Annotated in this window: 22 protein-coding genes; 14 read left to right on the top strand and 8 right to left on the bottom strand. The window is 38.0% G+C overall.

The annotated features are described in order from the left end of the window. Window positions 1-247 precede the first annotated feature (247 nt). Together J3U71_RS00610 and J3U71_RS00605 are read right to left on the bottom strand one after the other, a co-directional pair. On the bottom strand, window positions 248-628 hold the full coding sequence (locus J3U71_RS00610; protein ID WP_267384393.1) for a hypothetical protein: 381 nt from the start codon (window positions 626-628) through the stop codon (window positions 248-250). An 18-nt stretch (window positions 629-646) separates the two neighbouring features. Then, a complete protein-coding gene (locus tag J3U71_RS00605) occupies window positions 647-1,294 on the bottom strand; it encodes a hypothetical protein (protein WP_267384391.1) in 648 nt (215 codons plus the stop codon). 369 nt (window positions 1,295-1,663) lie between these two features. On the opposite strand from J3U71_RS00605, the gene J3U71_RS00600 reads away from it, so the two are divergent. The 7 genes from J3U71_RS00600 (at window position 1,664) to J3U71_RS00570 (ending at window position 6,375) form a co-directional block, all read left to right on the top strand. Beyond that, window positions 1,664-2,515: an energy-coupling factor ABC transporter ATP-binding protein gene (locus J3U71_RS00600; RefSeq protein ID WP_267384389.1), complete on the top strand. Its 852-nt coding sequence runs from the start codon at window positions 1,664-1,666 to the stop codon at window positions 2,513-2,515. Further along, on the top strand, window positions 2,491-3,339 hold the full coding sequence (locus J3U71_RS00595; protein ID WP_267384387.1) for an energy-coupling factor transporter ATPase: 849 nt from the start codon (window positions 2,491-2,493) through the stop codon (window positions 3,337-3,339). The genes J3U71_RS00600 and J3U71_RS00595 overlap by 25 nt, the downstream gene beginning before the upstream one ends. A 4-nt stretch (window positions 3,340-3,343) precedes the next feature. After that, window positions 3,344-4,141, top strand: coding sequence for an energy-coupling factor transporter transmembrane component T family protein (locus tag J3U71_RS00590; RefSeq protein WP_267392325.1), 798 nt, complete (start codon window positions 3,344-3,346; stop codon window positions 4,139-4,141). Continuing rightward, a complete protein-coding gene (truA, locus tag J3U71_RS00585; protein WP_103752398.1) occupies window positions 4,141-4,935 on the top strand; it encodes a tRNA pseudouridine(38-40) synthase TruA in 795 nt (264 codons plus the stop codon). The genes J3U71_RS00590 and truA overlap by 1 nt, the downstream gene beginning before the upstream one ends. A 100-nt stretch (window positions 4,936-5,035) precedes the next feature. Further along, on the top strand, window positions 5,036-5,479 hold the full coding sequence (rplM, locus tag J3U71_RS00580) for a 50S ribosomal protein L13 (protein ID WP_103752399.1): 444 nt from the start codon (window positions 5,036-5,038) through the stop codon (window positions 5,477-5,479). Between the two features lie 13 nt (window positions 5,480-5,492). Continuing rightward, complete coding sequence (gene rpsI / locus J3U71_RS00575) at window positions 5,493-5,888, top strand: 30S ribosomal protein S9 (protein ID WP_103752400.1); 396 nt, start codon at window positions 5,493-5,495, stop codon at window positions 5,886-5,888. 124 nt (window positions 5,889-6,012) lie between these two features. After that, window positions 6,013-6,375 carry a DUF6176 family protein gene (locus J3U71_RS00570; protein ID WP_267392324.1) on the top strand — a complete coding sequence of 121 codons (363 nt, stop codon included), beginning with the start codon at window positions 6,013-6,015 and terminating at the stop codon, window positions 6,373-6,375. A gap of 143 nt (window positions 6,376-6,518) precedes the next feature. Here the strand turns inward: J3U71_RS00570 and J3U71_RS00565 are convergent, their stop codons facing one another. The 4 genes from J3U71_RS00565 to J3U71_RS00550 all read right to left on the bottom strand — a co-directional run bounded on the left by J3U71_RS00565 (window position 6,519) and on the right by J3U71_RS00550 (window position 9,488). Then, entirely contained in the window at window positions 6,519-7,784 is a 1,266-nt protein-coding gene (locus J3U71_RS00565) for an ABC transporter permease (protein WP_267392323.1), read from the bottom strand. Further along, window positions 7,781-8,464 (bottom strand): ABC transporter ATP-binding protein, encoded by a 684-nt coding sequence (locus J3U71_RS00560; RefSeq protein ID WP_267392322.1) that lies wholly within the window; start codon window positions 8,462-8,464, stop codon window positions 7,781-7,783. The genes J3U71_RS00565 and J3U71_RS00560 overlap by 4 nt, the downstream gene beginning before the upstream one ends. Before the next feature lie 129 nt (window positions 8,465-8,593). Next, window positions 8,594-9,223 carry an SdpI family protein gene (locus tag J3U71_RS00555; protein ID WP_220220052.1) on the bottom strand — a complete coding sequence of 210 codons (630 nt, stop codon included), beginning with the start codon at window positions 9,221-9,223 and terminating at the stop codon, window positions 8,594-8,596. After that, on the bottom strand, window positions 9,216-9,488 hold the full coding sequence (locus tag J3U71_RS00550) for an autorepressor SdpR family transcription factor (protein WP_103752405.1): 273 nt from the start codon (window positions 9,486-9,488) through the stop codon (window positions 9,216-9,218). The genes J3U71_RS00555 and J3U71_RS00550 overlap by 8 nt, the downstream gene beginning before the upstream one ends. 192 nt (window positions 9,489-9,680) lie before the next feature. Here J3U71_RS00550 and J3U71_RS00545 point away from each other — a divergent pair, with 192 nt between their 5' ends. The 7 genes from J3U71_RS00545 (at window position 9,681) to J3U71_RS00515 (ending at window position 17,349) form a co-directional block, all read left to right on the top strand. Then, entirely contained in the window at window positions 9,681-9,992 is a 312-nt protein-coding gene (locus tag J3U71_RS00545; RefSeq protein WP_220268363.1) for a PadR family transcriptional regulator, read from the top strand. After that, on the top strand, window positions 9,989-10,633 hold the full coding sequence (locus J3U71_RS00540; RefSeq protein WP_220268362.1) for a DUF1700 domain-containing protein: 645 nt from the start codon (window positions 9,989-9,991) through the stop codon (window positions 10,631-10,633). Before J3U71_RS00545 ends, J3U71_RS00540 begins: the two co-directional genes overlap by 4 nt. Window positions 10,634-10,635: 2 nt before the next feature. Further along, window positions 10,636-11,505 (top strand): DUF4097 family beta strand repeat-containing protein, encoded by an 870-nt coding sequence (locus tag J3U71_RS00535; RefSeq protein WP_267392321.1) that lies wholly within the window; start codon window positions 10,636-10,638, stop codon window positions 11,503-11,505. A gap of 255 nt (window positions 11,506-11,760) precedes the next feature. Continuing rightward, on the top strand, window positions 11,761-12,834 hold the full coding sequence (locus J3U71_RS00530) for a S66 family peptidase (protein ID WP_267392320.1): 1,074 nt from the start codon (window positions 11,761-11,763) through the stop codon (window positions 12,832-12,834). Between the two features lie 195 nt (window positions 12,835-13,029). Continuing rightward, the gene (locus J3U71_RS00525; RefSeq protein ID WP_220232219.1) at window positions 13,030-13,290 is read left to right on the top strand and encodes a SemiSWEET family transporter; all 261 of its coding nucleotides are present in this window, start codon (window positions 13,030-13,032) and stop codon (window positions 13,288-13,290) included. 30 nt (window positions 13,291-13,320) lie between these two features. Further along, on the top strand, window positions 13,321-14,673 hold the full coding sequence (locus J3U71_RS00520; protein ID WP_267392319.1) for a hypothetical protein: 1,353 nt from the start codon (window positions 13,321-13,323) through the stop codon (window positions 14,671-14,673). 441 nt (window positions 14,674-15,114) lie between these two features. Further along, window positions 15,115-17,349 (top strand): glycoside hydrolase family 3 C-terminal domain-containing protein, encoded by a 2,235-nt coding sequence (locus tag J3U71_RS00515; RefSeq protein ID WP_267392318.1) that lies wholly within the window; start codon window positions 15,115-15,117, stop codon window positions 17,347-17,349. A gap of 140 nt (window positions 17,350-17,489) precedes the next feature. Here the strand turns inward: J3U71_RS00515 and J3U71_RS00510 are convergent, their stop codons facing one another. Both J3U71_RS00510 and J3U71_RS00505 read right to left on the bottom strand, forming a co-directional pair. Beyond that, entirely contained in the window at window positions 17,490-18,773 is a 1,284-nt protein-coding gene (locus tag J3U71_RS00510; RefSeq protein WP_267392317.1) for a glycosyltransferase family 2 protein, read from the bottom strand. Further along, entirely contained in the window at window positions 18,764-19,264 is a 501-nt protein-coding gene (locus J3U71_RS00505) for a hypothetical protein (protein ID WP_220268356.1), read from the bottom strand. Before J3U71_RS00505 ends, J3U71_RS00510 begins: the two co-directional genes overlap by 10 nt. Window positions 19,265-19,466 lie beyond the last annotated feature (202 nt).

The following is a 19,466-nucleotide window of genomic DNA, read 5'->3' as shown; positions in this document are numbered from 1 at the left end:
TACTGTTAAATTTGGATTGACTTAATTAAGGCTTATTCTGATAAAGCTTTTTATTACATCCATTTAGATCATTATATAAGCAAGGGACCAAATTAAAAGACTAAACTCTGATAAACAATCGGAATTTAGTCCAAAGATAGAAATTATTAAGATTTATTACTCCTAACTTTATATCAATAAAGTTAATATTTGTTTAATTACTTTTCTGCTACGATTTAATGGGAATCCAGTCTATTAAAACTTCGCTTTATTTTGTTATTGTTGGCACATCTGAAACCTTTTTAACAATAATTACCTTATCTTTCAAATTTGGATAATATAAATACGAATCTCTACTTGTTAAAATCAAGGTTCCATTAGTACCTTTTTTACTTTTTAAAATATATGCATATTCACTAGATTTTTCTATAATACCTCGATCAAATTCAGTTCCTTTAAAATACAGTCGATATATGCTCTTTTGATGTATACCTAAAGCGATTCTCACATTATTTCCTGGATTTAAATTGTTAGAAAAATCTCCAAAAACGGAAGGCGGTTTTCTAATTGCTTTCAATAAAAAAAACAATGATAAAGTAAGTAAAAAAGTAAGCAGAAAAGTAGTGATTTTATAGAAGTTTTTCTTCATAATATATATTTCCTAATGCTATTGTGCTACTGCCCAAGCTGTTTGAGAGTACCAATGTTTTCTGTAACCATAATACAAAAATTGTTTTGGTCCACTTTGATGATTAATCGGGTGACCATAGAAAGCTAGTCTTTCAGCTTTATATGTTTTCTGAGCGTAAACCTTGAAATAGTCTCTTGTATTAGGAGCCTTTACCCAAACTCCTGAGGGACCAACTGTACCAAGACTTATCGAAAAGCTAAAACCGGGAAAACCGGATCCAACGGAAATTGAAGGGCCTCCAGATGTAGACCAAAAAAAGCCGCCTGACGAATTTTTAATCCTTGTTCCATGTGAAGGCTGATTGCCAACATATCCTTTAGCACTAGGATATTTTGTTCCATCGATTTTATAGGTAATATTAACATAGTTTGGTGTCCTAGTTCGGCTATTTTCCTCAATAATTGCAGCAGCTTGCTGCTCCATATCCTTTTTTAGAACTTTATCAGGCACTTTATAGTTAACTACTAGTGAAGACAAATCCTTATTTACATTTGAATTGATAGCAAAATTGTTCTCGGACTCGATATTCTCTTTTGCCGAAACATGTTGAGATACACCAATAGAAACGCAGGATAATAATAATGCTACTGTAGATTTTATTGAGCTTCTGGTTAGTATTTTCATAACCTTTCTTCTTTAAAATAATAAAAATATTATATTACAACTATTATTATAAAGCATAAATTAACTTTATACAACAATAAAATTAAATAAATATTAAATTGATTTAATGAGGTTAAGCACATGTGATACTAACTCTTAAAGTTTACTAAATTAGGAAATATCACTGATCAACTTATTTGTATTATCACTAAATAGCAAGTCTTTAAGCCTGTTTTGCTTTGAAATAAAAAACCAGTTCGTTGAAAAATTGATGTTGTTTAAAATCTATAAGGTTTTTAGAACAACGTAAAAATTTTATTTTTGTTGATAATTTATTATATGAGTCTTTTTTTGGTACAATTGAGTAAGACTTTGTAAGAAGGTGAGAGCATGGCAAAAGATAGTATTATTAAAGTTCATAATATCAGTTTTACATATCCTGAGACCGACTCACCTGCGATTGATCACGTCAGTTTTGAAATTAAACGGGGTTCGTGGACTTCGATTATTGGTCATAATGGCAGTGGCAAGTCGACCATTATTCGCTTACTTAACGGCTTGCTGGTGGCCGATGAAAACAGTGACTCAGCCATTGAAATCGATGGCACTAAGCTAGATGATGACAGTGTGTGGGACATTAGAGATAAAATTGGCGTTGTATTTCAAAATCCGGACAACCAATTTGTTGGTGCGACGGTTGCTGATGATGTGGCTTTTGGTTTGGAAAATCGTGGTGTGCCACGTCCTGAAATGCTTAAAATTGTGCCAGAAGCGATTGAAGCGGTGGGAATGAGTGAATATGCCAATACTGAGCCGGCTAATCTCTCCGGCGGTCAAAAACAGCGTGTTGCAATTGCCGGAATTTTGGCAATCAGACCCAAAATTATCGTCTTGGACGAAGCAACATCAATGTTAGATCCAGAGGGCCGCGACAAGATTTTAAGTATTGTACGGCAAATGAAAGACGAATACGACTTGACGGTCTTGGCAATTACTCATGACCTTGATGAAGCCAATCAAGCGGATAACGTTTTGGTAATGAACGATGGCAAGCTGTTAACTCAGGGCACGACGACGGAGGTTTTCGGTCAGGTAAAGCTTTTGCGGGAGATTGGCCTTGATGTGCCTTTTTTCCAACAAGTAATGGATGATTTACGCAGCGATTCGCTTAAACTGCCTCAAAAGATTAATTCAGAAAAAGAGTTGGTGAATTACTTATGTCAATTAAATTCGAACAAGTAGGTTACACATACTCAATCGGCTCGCCGCTTGAAAAAAAAGGTCTAGAAGATGTGAGTTTTGAACTAGCAGATGGCTCCTTTACAGCGATTATTGGGCACACTGGCAGCGGCAAATCGACTTTAATGCAGCATTTTAATGCCTTATTGAAACCCACTGCTGGGCGTATTGAGCTTGCTAATACAGTCATCACACCAGCTACAACGAACAAAAATTTAAAAGAATTGCGGCGCCATGTTAGTTTAGTGTTTCAATTCCCAGAGACCCAATTATTTGAAACTACGGTTCTAGATGATATTGCCTTTGGCCCGAAAAACTTTGGCTATAGCAAAGAAGAAGCATTGGCAAGCGCACGTAATTGGTTGGAAAAAGTGGGTTTACCACCTGAAATCGGGCAGCGCTCGCCTTTTGAACTTTCTGGTGGACAAATGAGGCGAGTAGCCATTGCCGGAGTTTTAGCTTATGAGCCCGATATTCTTTGCTTGGACGAACCAGCTGCCGGTCTTGATCCCCGAGCACGGCGCCAAATGATGCACTTGTTTAAGCAATACCAGCAAGAGGGACACACGGTTATTCTAGTTACCCACAACATGGATGATGTAGCCAATTATGCAGACGATGTGTTGGTAATGGAATACGGCAGGCTGATTAAGCACGACACGCCAGCAAACGTGTTTCAGGATCGCGACTGGCTAAAAAAGCATCATCTTGAGGAGCCTAAGGCGTCCCTATTTGCCAATCAACTGACCAATTTCAACTTTGCTGACGGTCGGCCGTTAACTGAAAAGCAACTAATTAGCGCAATTGAGCAAAATTTAAAGGGGTGAGTGTGTGAGTAAAATTTTAATTGGCCGCTATATTGCTGGCGATTCGCTTGTTTACCGGATGGATCCCCGCGGCAAGTTGCTAGCCACTATCGGCTTTATTTTGTTGATTTTCTTAGCAAATAATCCAGTTACCTACGCCATTGTGACGCTCTTTAGCTTTGTCGGCGTTGCGGCTACCAAGTTGAAGCCCAAGGTTTTTTGGGATGGGGTCAAACCAATGATTTGGTTAATCCTATTTACCTCGCTATTGCAATTGTTTTTTACGGTCGGTGGAAAAATATATTGGCAGTGGTCGATTTTTGCGCTGTCAAGCTACGGTATTACAAACTCAATCTTTATTTTTATCCGGTTCACAGTGATTATTCTGGCATCAACGGTGATGACGGTCACGACCATGCCATTAGAAATTGCGGATGCGATCGAGTGGTTACTGATCCCGCTTAAGCTGTTTCGCGTTCCGGTGGATAAGATTGCCCTAGTAATGTCGATTGCATTGCGCTTTGTGCCCACTTTATTCGATGAAACGGTTAAAATCATGAACGCCCAACGTTCACGAGGTGCCGATTTTAACGATGGCGGTTTGATTGAACGCGCCAAGGCGGTCACGCCACTCTTAGTACCGTTATTTATCAGCTCACTTGAAACCGCAATTGACTTATCCACAGCAATGGAATCAAGAGGATATCGGGGTGATCACGGTCGAACCAAGTTCCGAGTTTTAAAATGGTCAAAATATGATTTAGTGAACTTAGGTTATTTCGTCGTCTTAACAGCTCTATTATTAATTTTTAGGACACATTAATGAATTACACAAGGTATAAAATGACACTTGCCTATGATGGGCACCTTTTTCATGGCTTTCAATCGCAACCTCGTCAGCGGACAGTCCAGGGAACAATTGAAGCCGCGTTAAAGAAAATGACTAAGGGTCGCGAAGTCGCTGTTGAAGGTTCAGGAAGAACGGATGCAGGCGTGCATGCTTTCGGTCAAGTTATTCATTTTGATTATCCGGGGACAACAATTCCGCCTGAACGCATGATTTGTGCGCTTAATTCAATCATGCCGCTTGATATTGTCTTCAAAGAATGTGAAATTGTTGATGAAAACTTTCATGTTCGTTATAGTGCCAAGGGAAAATGGTATCGTTACCGAGTTAGCCTAGATCGCTTTGTTGATCCCTTCAAGCGCTTTTATACGGGCCATTATCCATATCCGGTTGACTTGGAAAAAATGCAGCTGGCAGCAAAAGATTTATTAGGAACACATGATTTTACTAGTTTTGCTGCTAGTGGAGGCCAGATAAAAAACAAAGTTCGCACAATGTATTATGTCAATGTGCAAAAAGATGAAGAGGAAAATGAAATAATTTTTGACTTCATTTGTTCCGGTTTTTTATACAATATGGTCAGAATTTTGGTGGCAACTTTACTGGAAATCGGTAATGGTAAAAGACCGCTCAATGATATACCCCGAGTAATTAAAGCGAAGAACAGGGAAGAAGTCAGAGAAACGGCACAAGCCAACGGCCTGTTTTTATATCACGTCTTTTATGAAGATATTCCGAAAAAATATCGCCTAGATAGCGAATTATATTGACAATTAAGCAAAAAGGACGTATTCTATTTAGGTATGTTTGTCCACGATAGGCCCCGGAATCTTATTGTATTCAAACAACGTATAAACGGAGGAAATTAAATTGCGTACTACACAATTAGCAAAACCTAATGAAATTGAACGTAAGTGGTATGTTATTGACGCAACAGATGTATCTTTAGGTCGTCTGTCTACTGCAGTAGCAACTATTTTAAGAGGTAAGAACAAACCTCAATACACACCAAATGTTGACACTGGCGACAACGTTATTATTATTAACGCTGCTAAGTTAAAGTTAACTGGTAAAAAGGCTACTGACAAGATTTACTATCACCACTCTTCTTACCGTGGCGGTTTAAAGGCTACCCCAGCAGGTGACTTACTTGCCAACAACCCAGTTAGATTAGTTGAATTGTCAGTTAAAGGTATGCTTCCAAAGAACACTCTTGGTCACCAAGAATTCATGAAGATGCATGTTTATGCTGGTGAAGACCACAAGCATGAAGCACAAAAGCCTGAAAAATTGGACATTAATAAATTAATCTAGGAGGTTATTATAAATGGCACAACAAGTTGCATATGCTGGTACTGGCCGGCGTAAAGATGCTGTCGCTCGTGTACGTTTAGTACCAGGCAGTGGAAAAATTACAGTTAATAACAAAGATGTTGATCAATACATCCCATTCCCTAACTTAGTTAAGGATTTAAAACAACCTTTGACTTTAACCGAAACTGACAGTCAATACGACGTTAAGGTTAACGTTAATGGTGGTGGTTTCTCAGGTCAAGCTGGAGCAATTCGTTTAGGTATTGCACGTGCTCTTCTTGAAGTAGACCCAGATTTCCGTGGCCCATTAAAGAAGGCTGGCTTCTTAACTCGTGACCCAAGAATGGTTGAACGTAAAAAGCCAGGTCTCAAGAAGGCCCGTAAGGCATCACAATTCAGTAAGCGTTAATTTATTTACGTCTATTGAACAGATCAATAAAACTATTTGGTTATTGGATTACTCATCCTTTTTCCAGACAGGTTTTCAAGGCATCAGTGTTAAACTGATGTCTTTTTTTATAAGGTAGTAAAAAATGGCAAATATCGAATTAACACGTTTTCGGATTAAAAAGGGCAAAGAACAAACGGCACAAGAATGGATGGATTTCTTAAACCGGCATCACCAAGATACTGTCGCCACCATGGCAGGTGAAAAAATGTACGTTGAAACGGTTTTTAAGGAAAGCAATCCGGACAGTTATACATATTTCTACTGGTATTCAATTCAGGGGATAGGTGGAAATGCGGTTGAAGATTCCACCAGTTATATTGATCAAAAGCATTTAGAATATTGGGAAGAATGCATTGATGAAACCTATCGTCCGGTTGATATGGTGGTTGAACAAAGTTTATTAGCACCACTAATTGAGCAGACAATCAAGCAATCCGAACAATAATTGTGAGTTGCTTATACTAAGCAGCTGTCGATTTTAGTTCTGTTAGGGGAGAATATCTGTTATTTTACCTAATTACTAGTTTTTAATTGAATCAAAAAAGTGCGAGAGTAATTTCTCGCACTTTTTGTTTGATTTAGAATTTGTTATTCATATCGTAGGGCTGTAATTGGATCGAGTTTAGCTGCCCGTCGTGCTGGTAGTGTTCCTGCCAAGAAGGTAATTAAACAGATGATGCCAATGATTATCAAACTACTTGACCAATTGAATTGTACCAATGTAAAGCCATCTAGTCCCTTTAGGAAACTTGTAGTTGCAACCTTATTAATGGCTTGTCCGATACCCATTGCCGCTAACAAGCCAAGTAGGGATCCGATCAGGCCAATTAGAATTGCTTCACAACTAAAGATTGAGAAGACTTTTCCGCCGCCTAATCCAAGAGCCTTCATCAAGCCAATTTCACGCGTACGATCACGCACTGACATGTAAAGAGTGTTGATAACGCCAAAACTAGCAGCAATCAGTGCAATCGCACCGAATAAAATCAGTACTCCAGTCACAGCATTAAAGACTTGGAATAATTGTTTAACCGATTCCTTGAGTGTCATTGCATCAAAGCCTTTTTTGTTGAGCCTGTCCTCAATTTCCGTAATCTTTTGATCATCCTTACTTGTTGGTGTGGCTACAACTTCAACGTAACGTGCTTTTAGTGCTTTAGGTAAACCGGCTTGATTGGCAGCAATAATCTTATCACTTAAACCGGTGCTATAAACCGATTGACCACTGCTGACCATGCTTTCGTTACGAACGCCCACGACCTTAGCTGAAATCTTTTCCTTTTTCTTAGTCACAGGTGAAATTGCTGTCAAATTAATTTGTTGACCAATCGCGTGCCGTGGATTTTTGTAGCCAAACGCCTTAGCCATCTCTTTAGTCAACAGAATTTCGCTTGCCTGACCTTGAGTAGCAACTTGACGTCCGGCCAACAAGTCATATTTAATTCCTAAGGTTACCTGAGCGTCAATTAGGTATTTGGTTTTGCTTTTACCCTGAGCATACTCAACGTTACTATCTTTAAGAGCCTTAACGTCTTTTAACCCTTTGACAGACTTGATTTTGGCGACATCTTTTTTACTAATCATGCCATCGGCATTGTGGCTGCTCTTATTTGAGTTGTATTTTTGTGGTCCTGAACCATCGCTGCTAGAATATTGCGGGCTGATAATCATTTGTTCAGTATTGCCAACATTGCCAATTTGCTTATGCAAATAATCGTTAACACCGGTATTGATTCCAAGCGTAATACTAATTGTCAAAGCACCGATTAACACCGCGATTATGGTTAAAAAAGTGCGTCCTTTGTTATGCCATAAATTAGTTGCGGCGGAATTTAAAATATCACGAAATTTCATTCTTTGCCTCCTTCAACTAACTGGCCATCTTTAATTTGAATTTGTCGTTCACACTTTTTTGCTAAATCTGGATCGTGGGTGACGATAATCAAGGTGATTCCTTTTTCTTTATTTAAATTGAATAAAATATTTTCAACCATTTCACCAGTGCCAGAGTCAAGATTACCGGTTGGTTCGTCAGCAAAAATTATTTGCGGATCATTGACTAAAGCACGTGCGATGCAGACCCGCTGCTTTTGACCACCAGAAAGTGCGTTAGCCTTATTATTAGCCTTGTTTTCAAGGCCCACGGCTTTAATTGCCTTTAAGGCAGCTTCACGCCTTTTCTTCCCTGTGATACCAGCTATTTTCATTGGCAACATGACATTTTCGAGTACACTGTCTTGAGCATTAAGAAAAAATTGTTGGAATACAAAGCCAAAAGTCTTGTTACGCAACTTATTCAAGTCTCGCGCCTTGATTTTAGCTGTTGGTTCGTCATTAAGCCAAACGCTACCCGAAGTGGGGTGGTCAAGTAAGGCCATGATATGCATTAAGGTTGATTTACCCGAGCCACTTTTACCGATGATGGCAACTGATTCGCCCTGATTAATTTGTAAACTGATTCCACGCAGCGCATCGAACTTAGAGGCACCTTTGCCATAAGTTCGTGTGACTTCGCGCGTTTCTAGTAAACTCATCTAGTCTTCCTCCTTGGATCACTGTATTATTGATATAATACAGCTCAGTATATTAATAGTCAATACTTTTTTAATAAAAATCACAGATTAGCGTAGATAGCTGTTATTATCAGATTTACAAGTGCTTTCTTACTTTTTACTTAAATAGTATGAGTAGATAATGGGCACAATAAGATCGATAAGAATAATGATGATAAAAAGGGACATTGTTTGATCAAGTGCGGTTACTAATAAAAATAGCCCACTAAGCAGCATGAGCCAACCAGCTAGACGGTGTGTTTTTTGCCAGTTAACATTATTGTTCAATGTCCAAGGAAGACGAAAACCGATTTGACCATTCGGTCTAGTTTTTGGCAGGTAATTGCCGAAAATAACCAGTATTAATCCAAACAAAATATTGAAAACGAATGACATTTTAAGTGGGTAGCCGAGTGCAAAAGCGTAAATTGAATAACTGGTTACGTTAACAATGATGGGAATAAACCATAAGGTAATGTTAACGATCTTAAAATTTAAACTACCGGTCTTTGACTCATGCGCAATGAGATAAAAAACTAACAATTGCAACAGCAACATTAAGATTGGAATAGCACAAATTGCCCAAATTTTAGCAGCAAAACCGTTTGGACTATCATTTAGGCCAAAGTGAATTGCCATTCGCGCAGGTAATTTATTATATAGCAGTAAACCAACTAAAATTGGTAAAAGCGTTAGTAAACAGGTAATCACAAACGTTTTTTGGTATCTTTTTTTATTCATCTTGATCTCCTTTCAAATCAACGAGCCAAGTCATGATTTCTTCAATGATGGAAGTATTTAAAGAGTAATAAATATAGTTTTTTTCTTTTTCTTCACTAATTAAATCAGCTTTTTTAAGAACGTTTAGATGATAAGAAATTGTTGCTTGTGTCATATCAAAGTGACTAGCAATTTCACCGGCAGACATCTGTCCAGCTTTTAATAACTGCAAAATCTTACGTCTGACAGGATCTGCTAACGCTTTAAAACTGGTTTCAAAAGCCATTTTTTCTCCTTTCTATTTAGAAAAACATCTAATTAGGTAGTTTTCTAAATAGTACCACCTTTTTTACTGAAAGCAAGTTATTGCGGCAGTAAAAGTTTTAAACTGAAACTTTTAAAAAAATAAGGTACTTGCATTAATAGGCCTTTCATTCTAGAATATTATATATAATATAATATCGGAGGAAATAAAAGTATGCAAATGCAAATTCAAACTCGTTTCCTTGATGGCGCAGTTTTAGCTCTGATTAGTCAAAATCACTTGTACGGTTATGCTCTGACCCAAGAAGTTAAACAGATTTTTGCTATTTCTGATTCAACTGTTTATCCCGTCTTGAAACGATTAAGAAAGGAAAACTTAGTTATTACTTATGATGAGCCCTTTCAGGGCCGTAATCGGCGGTATTATCAAATTACCGCATCTGGAAAAAAGGAATTAGAGACTATTGAACAGGAATGGTGGGCTTTTAGCACCAAATTAAACAATCTGATGGGGGAGAGAAAATGAGTAAAATAATTGAGAATTACATTAAGGAACTAAATCAAAAGCTAGAGGATCTTCCTGAATCTGACCGTCAAGATGTCATTGATTATTACCATGAATTTTTACTTGACGGTGATTTTCAAACTGAACAAGCAATTATAGAGGATTTAGGCACACCTAAAATGCTGGCACGCAAAGTATTAGCTGATTACTCTGCTTCGGCTGATTCACAGTCAACTAAGCAAAGTAGGAAATCTTCACATTCTAATTTGAAAACTATCTGGCTAATTCTATTGGGCGTTCTTGCAGCACCGATTGGCATCCCGTTAGCAATAGTTTTTGCTTTTGTTATGATTGCTGTTCTCGTAATCTTTTGTGCTGTTTTCATTGCTTTTGTTGCCTTTGTCCTGGCACTCATTACTGGTGGAATTTTTGTACTAGTCAAAACCTTTGGACTGTTGTGTAGTAGTAACTGGGCAACAGGAATGTTCTATGTTGGCCTCAGCCTAGCCCTAACAACTATTGGCATCATGCTGTTACCAATAATTGGCAAATTTGTTCAGTTTTTGCTTGCCAGGTGTGCCACTCTTTTTCGCTATCTGGGTGGAAAAATATTTAAAAGACATTACTTTAAAACGAGATCAACATCAGGAATCGAGGAATAAAAATGAAGAAGTTTTATCGAACTAGTTTGGTAGTTGTCATTATTGGTTTAATTACGGCAATTATTGGAGGAATCAATCATGGCGTGAAGCCAGTGATTGATAATGGCAAAACGTTTACCTACACGGCAATTAATGATCGTTTACAGACAACGACTCTGACTAATCGAACAGATTTTAATATTGTAGAAATAAATTTAGATCAAGCAAATGTGCAAATAACCCAAGGAAAGCAAAATAAAATTGTGTTTAAGTCAAATAACCCATACGCACTTAGGGCTCATGTCGCTGGCAGAAAGTTGATTGTTGGAGAACCACCATTAAAGGGGATTGTTTGGAAGAAAATTAATAACAATGTTCAAGTTATTATCCCTAAAAAGCTGAAATTACGCGCACTTGTCGTGGGAAGTGCGTCAGGCAATGCTGAGATCAATAATTATTCTGGTGACTTTGTCAGCATGATTACTGCTAATGGGCGATTGGTTGCTAACCAGCTGACTACTAATAGTGCGAATTTAGCCGCTACCCAAAGGGGTAAAATTGACATTGATCGTTCTAAAATAACTAATAGCGATATTGACATTAATTCTGGTAATCTTTCTATTGCTAATAGTATTATTAATACTAATGCTAGGACTGTTGGTGGTAATGCAACAATCACAAATACCGAGTTACTTGGTAATAACTCCATTGAAATGAAAAAAGGTGGTGATATAGTCGTCAAGAATGCCTCTAAATTATCTTATAAACTAATTTCAAATTCGGAGGGAATTTATTATCATAACTTAAAGCCACGTAATCATTTTGCTAAAAGAGTAGCTGGTAAAAACTCGCTTTATGTTAAAAATCTTGATGGAACGATAGCGATTAAGTAACAAGAATTAAAAAAAGCATATTTTATATAGCTAGCCAATTTGAGTATTTTAACTAATCAAGCAAATCGAAATTTACTAGGATTTTTAACTCAATTAAATTGGACTATGATTTATTCGCTCAGCTATTAAAACGAGACCCTGAATTAGAAATAACTAGATGCACGGTAATTCTTGTGGTTACCTTATTCAATAATTATTGTAGTTTAGTTCTATTGCTTATGCTTGGTCTGTTAGTTAACCAACAGGAGATACTAGATGTTAAAAAAACCGCACCGTCTAAACCAAGGAGACCAAATTGCTATTGTTAGCCTATCAATGGGAACGCTAGGAGAGGATTTTGCCGCACACCAACTTAAGTTGGGCAAGAGGCGAATTGAAGAACTCGGCTTAAAACCAGTTTTTATGCCACACGCTCTTAAGGGAATTGATTATGTAAGAAATCATCCGGAAAAAAGGGCAGCGGATCTGAAAGAGGCCTTTCTAACTCCTAGCGTTAAAGGCATTGTTGCTGCAATTGGGGGCGATGACACTTACCGAATTCTACCTTATTTGCTGGAAGACGAAGAATTTAAACAAGCGGTAGTAGATCATCCGAAGCTGTTTACCGGTTATTCGGACACTACTAATGATCATCTGCTGTTTTATCGGTTAGGGATGCAGAGCTTTTATGGCATTAGCTTTTTAAACGATTTTGCTGAACTAGATAATGACATGTTGCCGTATACTGCAAAAACGATTGCCCACTTTTTTACTAATTCGCCAGTAACGGACATCCCTACTAGCACAACTTTGTATGAAGAGCGAACGGATTTTTCTCCGACCCAATTGGGTCAAGCTCGTGTGAGTCATCCTGATACAGGCTACAAAGTTTTACGCGGCAAAGGCAAGATACAAGGCCAACTTTGGGGTGGCTGTCTTGGCAGCCTAGCCGATGATTTAGGTGATGATCGCTATCCTGATGAACCTGAAGTTATTTCCCACTACCATCTATTGCTTTCGCCCGAGGAATCCAAGGGAAAGCTGCTGTTTATCGAAACATGCGAAGAACAACCTGAGCCCGCTCTTTTCCGCGAAAAATTAGCTAAACTTGATAAGGTGGGAATTTTACCCAATGTCAGTGGTATTTTAGTCGGTAAGCCGCAGAATAAAAAATATTTTGCAGAATATCAGCAAGAATTACTGGCTGCAACCGCGGACTACCAAACACCGAATTTATATAACGTCAACTTTGGTCATGCCTATCCGCATACGGTCCTGCCATACGGTGCTACTGCCGAAATTGATTGCGAGCAAGCGGGCTTACGGATTCTAGAATCGTGGTTTGCTTAGTATAATTTTTTTTTGCTAGGTCATTAAATGAAGGTTCACATGTTTTAACCTTCATTTATATAAAAATCGTGCCACAGCTGCTGTAGAAAATCCGGTAACTCCACCAACATAAATTATTTTCCATCTGCGACTTCAAATCTTTGTGAAAGCGATCGCTTAATGCTAGGCTATTCATATAGGTAGGAGGTAAAGTTGATGAAAATTGATAAATTTATGAATACGCTAGGATGGATTGCTTCGATTACGGCAATCATTATGTATGTCGCATATATACCGCAAATTTTTAACAATATCAGAGGAATGAAAGGTAGTCCAATACAACCTTTAGCAACGGCCATCAACACTTTTTTATGGGTAATCTATGCTCTTTTTAAAAAAGATCGTGACCTTCCTTTAGCTCTGTGCAATGCCGCTGGTGTAATTTTTGGTTTAATTGCATTTTTCACCGCTTTGTAAGTCACAAATCATTAAAACGAAAGGAAAGCTATGGTTAAAGTTAAAATTTTTAATCCTCAAAATGGCAGCAAAATTCCGCTACCTGTTAAATTTAAATTACCTGCTGAAATTAAGGGCGATTATTGGGTAACGAAAAATAGTAAGGGAGAAACAATAGTAGCGCAGCGGTTATATCATGATGAAAAAAATAATTTTGTAGCAGTAGTTACGTTTGCGGGCGCTCAAGAAGAATTAACCTTTGACCACGAAATAAGCGTGGATCAAGTCAAAGGAATCAAAGAAATAAAAACTACTCAGGAAAAAGATGCGTATGTGCATCTGAATACGGGTAAATTTGACTTTGAGCTTTGCCGTGGAACCGCTATGGGAGAGGGCTCATCAAAATGGGGCTTGCGACATTTCATGGCAGTTGATGAAAAGAAAGATTTACTTCCTTCTGGTAACAATGCCATCGGTGGCTTTTATGGGCCCTTCTTTACGCCGGATAACGGCTTAATTAATCCTGCCGAGCATATCATAGTTGATATTGAGCCAATCGAAGATGGTCCGGTAATGAAGAAGTATCGTTTATCTGGACGCATACCGGATGGGCTAAAACCTGAACTTCATGGTAAGCGTTTTGCTTTGGACTGGTCTTTTTACTATAATGTTCCTTTCTTTTCGAGAACATATCAGGTTGATCATTTTCAGACCACTGTTAATAACCGGTCAATCGTTGATAAGATTACCGTTGGTGATGAATTTGAAAGTGGCATTGGTCAACTAGTTTTTGATCGGTTTGCCGCATATGACGGTGTTTGGTACCGTGAAGGTGATCCATATTCCGGCCAATTGGCGAAAAAAGTGCAAGAGTTAGTGCATGACAGTCAAAAAAGATCTACCAGGTTTGAAAATTTCCGTAAGCAACTGACTGATAACATGGAAAATGCTCATTGGGATTTATATTGGCGGTTGTTTTCTGTATGGGAAAACGCATTGACACCAGATGAAATTGAAACTAACCTGCAAGATGTGCGTCAAAAGGCCTTTGTGTTGGCGGAGCTAAATAATCGGCCCTGGTTGTATAGCTCTGATCCGGTTAACGTCAGTTCCGTTTCTGACCAAACGATTTTTGCTGGTCCGGCTACTAAGAGTGCCGAAATTAATACCAAAACTGGCCAAGCAATGATCTGGCAAACAGATCAGGCTGCAAGCGCATTTCAAATCGTTCAACGGCCGCAATCTGGTTGGCAAAATTGGGGCACAAATGCTGAAAATGAATGTCCTTCATTGCCAGTAGGCAGTTTAATTCATACAGCTTATGGTCCTTATCAAGATAATTGGCGTGAAATAGCTGATAGTTTGGCGGCAATCGTTAAGATTAAGACAGAAATACATGCATAATTTTTCTTGAAGAGTTTCAATTGAATAGAAAGTAAAAACTGGTTATTTAAGTTAATACACGATCCCGCTAAATGTATCGGAATCGTGTATTTTGTATATTTTTTCTCTTATTTGATTACAGATATATTGTTGCTGGATAAATCTAAAATTTGTTCAGTTTAACTTAAACTTTATAATATCAAAAAAGCAGCAAAACTATTCGTGTAATGTTATAATATCATTAATAGTTTTACTTATTCTTCATTTTTAATATTATTTATGTATCTAATGAGGCAATGGCTGTTATAATATAAACAACTTACAAAAATTGATTTATCGAATTAATTTTAAAGCGTAAGTAGCAATTAAAATCTAGTTAGATATTTCTAGCTGAATATCTAAGGAAGAATAATTTTAATTAGTTAATATTGATATTTTTAATAAAAAGTTAAGGTAATAGTTATGAGTAGTAAATTTAATTTGTCTTTTGTAAGAAATTTAACGCTTACTGAAAAAGCAGCATTAGTAACGGGCAAAAATTATTGGTATACTGCAGATAATAAAAAGCGTGAAATACCTTCAATAATGATGACTGACGGGCCATCAGGTTTAAGAAAACAGGCTGAAGGTGCGGATGCTTTAGGTTTAAATGGAAGTGTTGAAGCTGTATGCTTTCCCACAGCTGCTTTAACGGCTTGCTCGTTTGATAAGTCTATGTTATTTAAATTAGGACAAAACTTGGGTCAAGCGGCTAAAGCAGAAAATATTAGTATTTTATTGGGCCCTGGAGTTAATATTAAGCGTTCTCCTTTAGCTGGCAGAAATTTTGAATATTTTTCTGAGGATCCATATTTAGCTGGAGAATTAGGCAGTAGCTATGTTCAAGGAGTGCAAAGTCAAAAAGTAGGCGTTAGTGTTAAACACTTTGCTGCTAATAACCGTGAAAATCAACGATTTACAGCGTCTTCCAATATTGATGAGCGAACATTGCGTGAGATATATTTGAAAGCGTTTGAAAAAATTGTCAAAACAGCGCAGCCTGCAACTCTGATGTGTTCTTATAACGAACTTAATGGTGTTTTAAACTCTCAAAACCATCGTTTACTGACGCAAATTCTACGTAATGAATGGGGCTTCCAAGGTGCAGTGATGTCTGACTGGGGAGCGGTAGCCGATCATGTAGCTGCTCTTAATGCTGGCTTAGACTTAGAAATGCCCGGAAATGGAAAGGATTCTGTTCACCAAATTGTGACAGCAGTGCAAAATGGTCAATTAGAAGAATCAGTCTTAGATACAGCAGCTTTGCGTGTATTGCATCTAGTCGAAAAATATGTAAACTCACAAACCGTTCATTCAAGTTCCTATGATAAAGCTGAGCAGCACGATTTTGCGCGACAGGCTGCTGAGGATAGTCTGGTTTTATTGAAAAATGAGCATCAAATTTTGCCACTACAAAATAATGATCATATTGCACTAATTGGCGCTTTGGCAAAAACTCCACGGTATCAGGGTGGTGGTAGTTCACACGTTAACTCTTATCGTGTTGTAACCCCGTTAGATGCTGCACAACAAAGTGATTACGACTTTGATTATGCTCCAGGTTATAGTTTAAATACGAATAAACCCGATAAGGAATTAGTTAATGCCGCTATTAAGTTGGCTCAGGAAAATGATAAAGTAATTTTCTTTGCTGGAGTGCCTGAGCAAGATGAATCAGAAGGCTTCGATAAAGAAACACTTGATTTGCCCGATAATCAAGTGGCATTAATTAAGCAATTGGCGCAAGTTAATCCTAATTTAATTGTCGTTTTACAAAACGGTTCCGTCGTAACAATGCCTTGGCGTGATTCAGCACTTGCAATTTTGGAGACTTATCTAGCTGGAGAGGCTGTTGGTGAGGCAACCTGGAATATTTTGACAGGTGCTACTAATCCTTCTGGTAAATTAGCTGAGACTTTTCCGATTCGATTAGAAGATAATCCAACTTATGGTACTTTTAACGCTAGCAAAACCCAGGAAAATTATCATGAAGGTATTTTTGTCGGTTATCGATATTACGATTTAAAGAATAAAGCAGTTAATTATCCATTTGGCTATGGGTTAAGCTACACAACCTTCAAATATAGTAATTTGGTGATTCAAAATACTACCGATCATGTGATTGTAGAATTTGACATTCAAAATACCGGTCAAGTTGCAGGTCAGGAAATTGCGCAATTATATGTGCGTAATTTAGTAAGTGCTGTCGAAATGCCTGTTCAAGAATTACAAGGCATTTCTAAAGTTTACTTGCAACCAGGTGAAAGTAAAACGGTTCAACTAAAGCTTACACGGCCTAATTTTGCTTGGTATAATAAACAAAACTCTGCTTGGCAGACAGACCAAGGAGAATATGAAATTCGAGTAGGAAAATCTTCTCGCCAAATTGAATTGCGTCAAAGAATCCAATTAGCGATTGGGACTAAACCTTCGAAAACAGTAAATTTAAATACTTACTTGAAGGATATAATTCACCGTTCTGATTTAAAAAACGCTTTGGCAAAAGCTGGCCTGCAGAGTAGTATTAATCAAATTTTACAGTCAGATAGTAATGCTGAATTGTTAGAAAACATGCCACTACGAGCTTTGGTAATGCTGGGAGCCAGTATGCAGCAGATTGAAACATTTTTAAAACTGGTTCAAAACAAAAATAGTTAGTACATAATTTATTCATCTAAAAAACACATCCTGAGATCTTATCAGAATGTGTTTTTTTAGTATATGTCGAAATTTTATTTTGGAAGGCAGTCCATATGATGCCCGAGTATGATAAATTAGCCAAATATTACTTATTTACTTTACCGCGATGGACTGACCCAGGTGCCAGACCCGTGACCCATAATCGTTTTAACCGCGGGGATGAAGGTGGTAATAATCGTTATGGTGTTGATAACCCATAGACATAATAAATAGATTGGTGCAAATAGCAGGTACTCAATCTTATTTCCGCGTTTATCAATTACCAATGCCGTTACTAATTGCATAATTCCGGCAAGCATTTCAAAGCTAATTAAGATCAAGGCCGAGAAACATAAATAAGCTAAAGAGGACCAATTTTGCGTAAGTAAAGCGCTAGTTGCTAAAACTGCAAAGATGGCGGTAGAAATCCAGAAGAAGAATGCCCAGCAAATACTCAGGGTTTGGTCAAAAAGCATTAGCACTTCACCTAAATTTTTAAGTGGGTGGCGCAAAACTCGTAAGAGATTGGTCAACCAAACTTCAGTCCCACCTTTGGCCCAGCGCTTACGCTGATGGTATAAATCACGCAAATTTTCTGGCACTAAGGTGTAGGAGATTATATCAGGTGCAAAAACTGCGAGCCAGTTGTTGAGCTGATGATCCCACGCAATGCTAATGTCTTCGGTTGCCCGATCTTGCCGAAAAAGCCCGACATCCATCAAAGCACTCTTTCGGTACATCGTGTTAGCACCACTATAAGCAAAGATACTGCCAAACACGCCCATTTCCGCGCGTTTAATGATACCGACGATACTGGAAAATTCAACCGTGATTGACTTGGTAATCAGCTTGGTCCGATTGCGCACCTCTACGTTAGAAGTTACTGCGGCAATATTTTGCCCCTCGGGACTATTAAAATAATTGACATAACGTTTCAGCGCATCTGGTTCAGGAATCGTATCTGCATCGTTACTGAGAACCAAATCTCCTCGAGCAAATGCTAATCCAACGTTAAATGCATGAGCCTTACCATGATTTTGTTCTAGCCGAATGACGCGCAGCTTAGCGTATTGCTTTTGCAATTTGGCGAGAATGGTCGGCGTCTGGTCAGTTGAGCCGTCATCAATCACCAATAATTCGTAGTTGGTGTAGTTAAGCTGGGTTAGGAGGTAATGAATGGTTTCTGCCAGCGAAACTTCTTCGTTATGGGCGGGAATCATGATTGTAATCATCGGTTCTTTTTCCGGTGGAATCATGGCAAATTTCTTTCTTTTGTTTTGAAAAACATATTTATAGCATAAACCACCGATAAACCAGGCTAGGCCCCCTAAAATTGGGTAGGAAACTAAAATCAAAAACAAAAATTGCGGAACAATTTTGAAATTAAGCCATGTTAAGTACACTGATGATCGTCTCCTTTGACAAATAATAGCTGGGCAAAGTAGGGCTCAAGATTCTGTTGCTTTTTTACGGTATAAAAACTGTCTTGCTGCCGTTTTTGTAAATTACCAAATTTATCTGTCCAGGCATTTTCAATTAACTCTTTTCGAACATCACATCTGTGAGTATTAATCGCGACTCGGCGGGTCCAAGTTGACGAAAACCGGTAGTTGTTCCACTCAGTCAGACTAAAGTATAAAAGAGCGATAATGACAAAGTATTCGTCAAAAAAGCGCGCGAGAAATTTTAGTGGAATGATAATCCGATGGTAATAGTTAAATGGCAGTGCATGTCTTGCCTGCGGGAGCCATAAGGGCAACATCAAAAAGAAAAATGGCAAAATAACGCCAAGCCAGCCAACTAACGCAATAGCAGTTTGCTTTGCTTTAAGCTGCCAATTAGATGAATTAAAATAGTCATCTTCGACCAATTCAATTTTGTTTTTGTGATTCAATGCTTTCTCCTCCGTCAAAACAATTATTAGGCCTGAAAAGCGCGTTTTCTACTTTATTAGCTTGCCCAATATAATTCAAATTAGGAACCTTACCTTAAGATATTCTCAATAAAGGTTGTTATTTGGTAAAGGACTTTAGTTTACCTTAATCATGTGAGTAGCCAAATGACCTTTATGGCAAAAAGCAAGCCAAACTTCTTTT

The sequence above is a fragment of the Lactobacillus sp. B4015 genome (genome assembly GCF_026536055.1).
Taxonomy (GTDB): domain Bacteria; phylum Bacillota; class Bacilli; order Lactobacillales; family Lactobacillaceae; genus Lactobacillus; species Lactobacillus panisapium.
The sequence above is the reverse complement of the archived record's forward strand: the minus strand, read 5'-3'. Positions and strand labels throughout refer to the sequence as shown.

Excerpts from the sequence above, each read along its gene's own strand:
- J3U71_RS00595 (WP_267384387.1), top strand. The coding sequence starts at position 2,491 with ATGTCAATTAAATTCGAACAAGTAGGTTACACATACTCAATCGGCTCG.
- J3U71_RS00545 (WP_220268363.1), top strand. The coding sequence starts at position 9,681 with ATGCAAATGCAAATTCAAACTCGTTTCCTTGATGGCGCAGTTTTAGCT.
- J3U71_RS00570 (WP_267392324.1), top strand. The coding sequence starts at position 6,013 with ATGGCAAATATCGAATTAACACGTTTTCGGATTAAAAAGGGCAAAGAA.
- J3U71_RS00540 (WP_220268362.1), top strand. The coding sequence starts at position 9,989 with ATGAGTAAAATAATTGAGAATTACATTAAGGAACTAAATCAAAAGCTA.
- J3U71_RS00535 (WP_267392321.1), top strand. The coding sequence starts at position 10,636 with ATGAAGAAGTTTTATCGAACTAGTTTGGTAGTTGTCATTATTGGTTTA.
- J3U71_RS00600 (WP_267384389.1), top strand. The coding sequence starts at position 1,664 with ATGGCAAAAGATAGTATTATTAAAGTTCATAATATCAGTTTTACATAT.
- J3U71_RS00515 (WP_267392318.1), top strand. The coding sequence starts at position 15,115 with ATGAGTAGTAAATTTAATTTGTCTTTTGTAAGAAATTTAACGCTTACT.
- truA (WP_103752398.1), top strand. The coding sequence starts at position 4,141 with ATGAATTACACAAGGTATAAAATGACACTTGCCTATGATGGGCACCTT.
- J3U71_RS00610 (WP_267384393.1), bottom strand. The coding sequence starts at position 628 with ATGAAGAAAAACTTCTATAAAATCACTACTTTTCTGCTTACTTTTTTA.
- J3U71_RS00605 (WP_267384391.1), bottom strand. The coding sequence starts at position 1,294 with ATGAAAATACTAACCAGAAGCTCAATAAAATCTACAGTAGCATTATTA.
- J3U71_RS00520 (WP_267392319.1), top strand. The coding sequence starts at position 13,321 with ATGGTTAAAGTTAAAATTTTTAATCCTCAAAATGGCAGCAAAATTCCG.
- rpsI (WP_103752400.1), top strand. The coding sequence starts at position 5,493 with ATGGCACAACAAGTTGCATATGCTGGTACTGGCCGGCGTAAAGATGCT.
- J3U71_RS00565 (WP_267392323.1), bottom strand. The coding sequence starts at position 7,784 with ATGAAATTTCGTGATATTTTAAATTCCGCCGCAACTAATTTATGGCAT.
- J3U71_RS00525 (WP_220232219.1), top strand. The coding sequence starts at position 13,030 with ATGAAAATTGATAAATTTATGAATACGCTAGGATGGATTGCTTCGATT.
- J3U71_RS00560 (WP_267392322.1), bottom strand. The coding sequence starts at position 8,464 with ATGAGTTTACTAGAAACGCGCGAAGTCACACGAACTTATGGCAAAGGT.
- J3U71_RS00555 (WP_220220052.1), bottom strand. The coding sequence starts at position 9,223 with ATGAATAAAAAAAGATACCAAAAAACGTTTGTGATTACCTGTTTACTA.
- J3U71_RS00550 (WP_103752405.1), bottom strand. The coding sequence starts at position 9,488 with ATGGCTTTTGAAACCAGTTTTAAAGCGTTAGCAGATCCTGTCAGACGT.
- J3U71_RS00530 (WP_267392320.1), top strand. The coding sequence starts at position 11,761 with ATGTTAAAAAAACCGCACCGTCTAAACCAAGGAGACCAAATTGCTATT.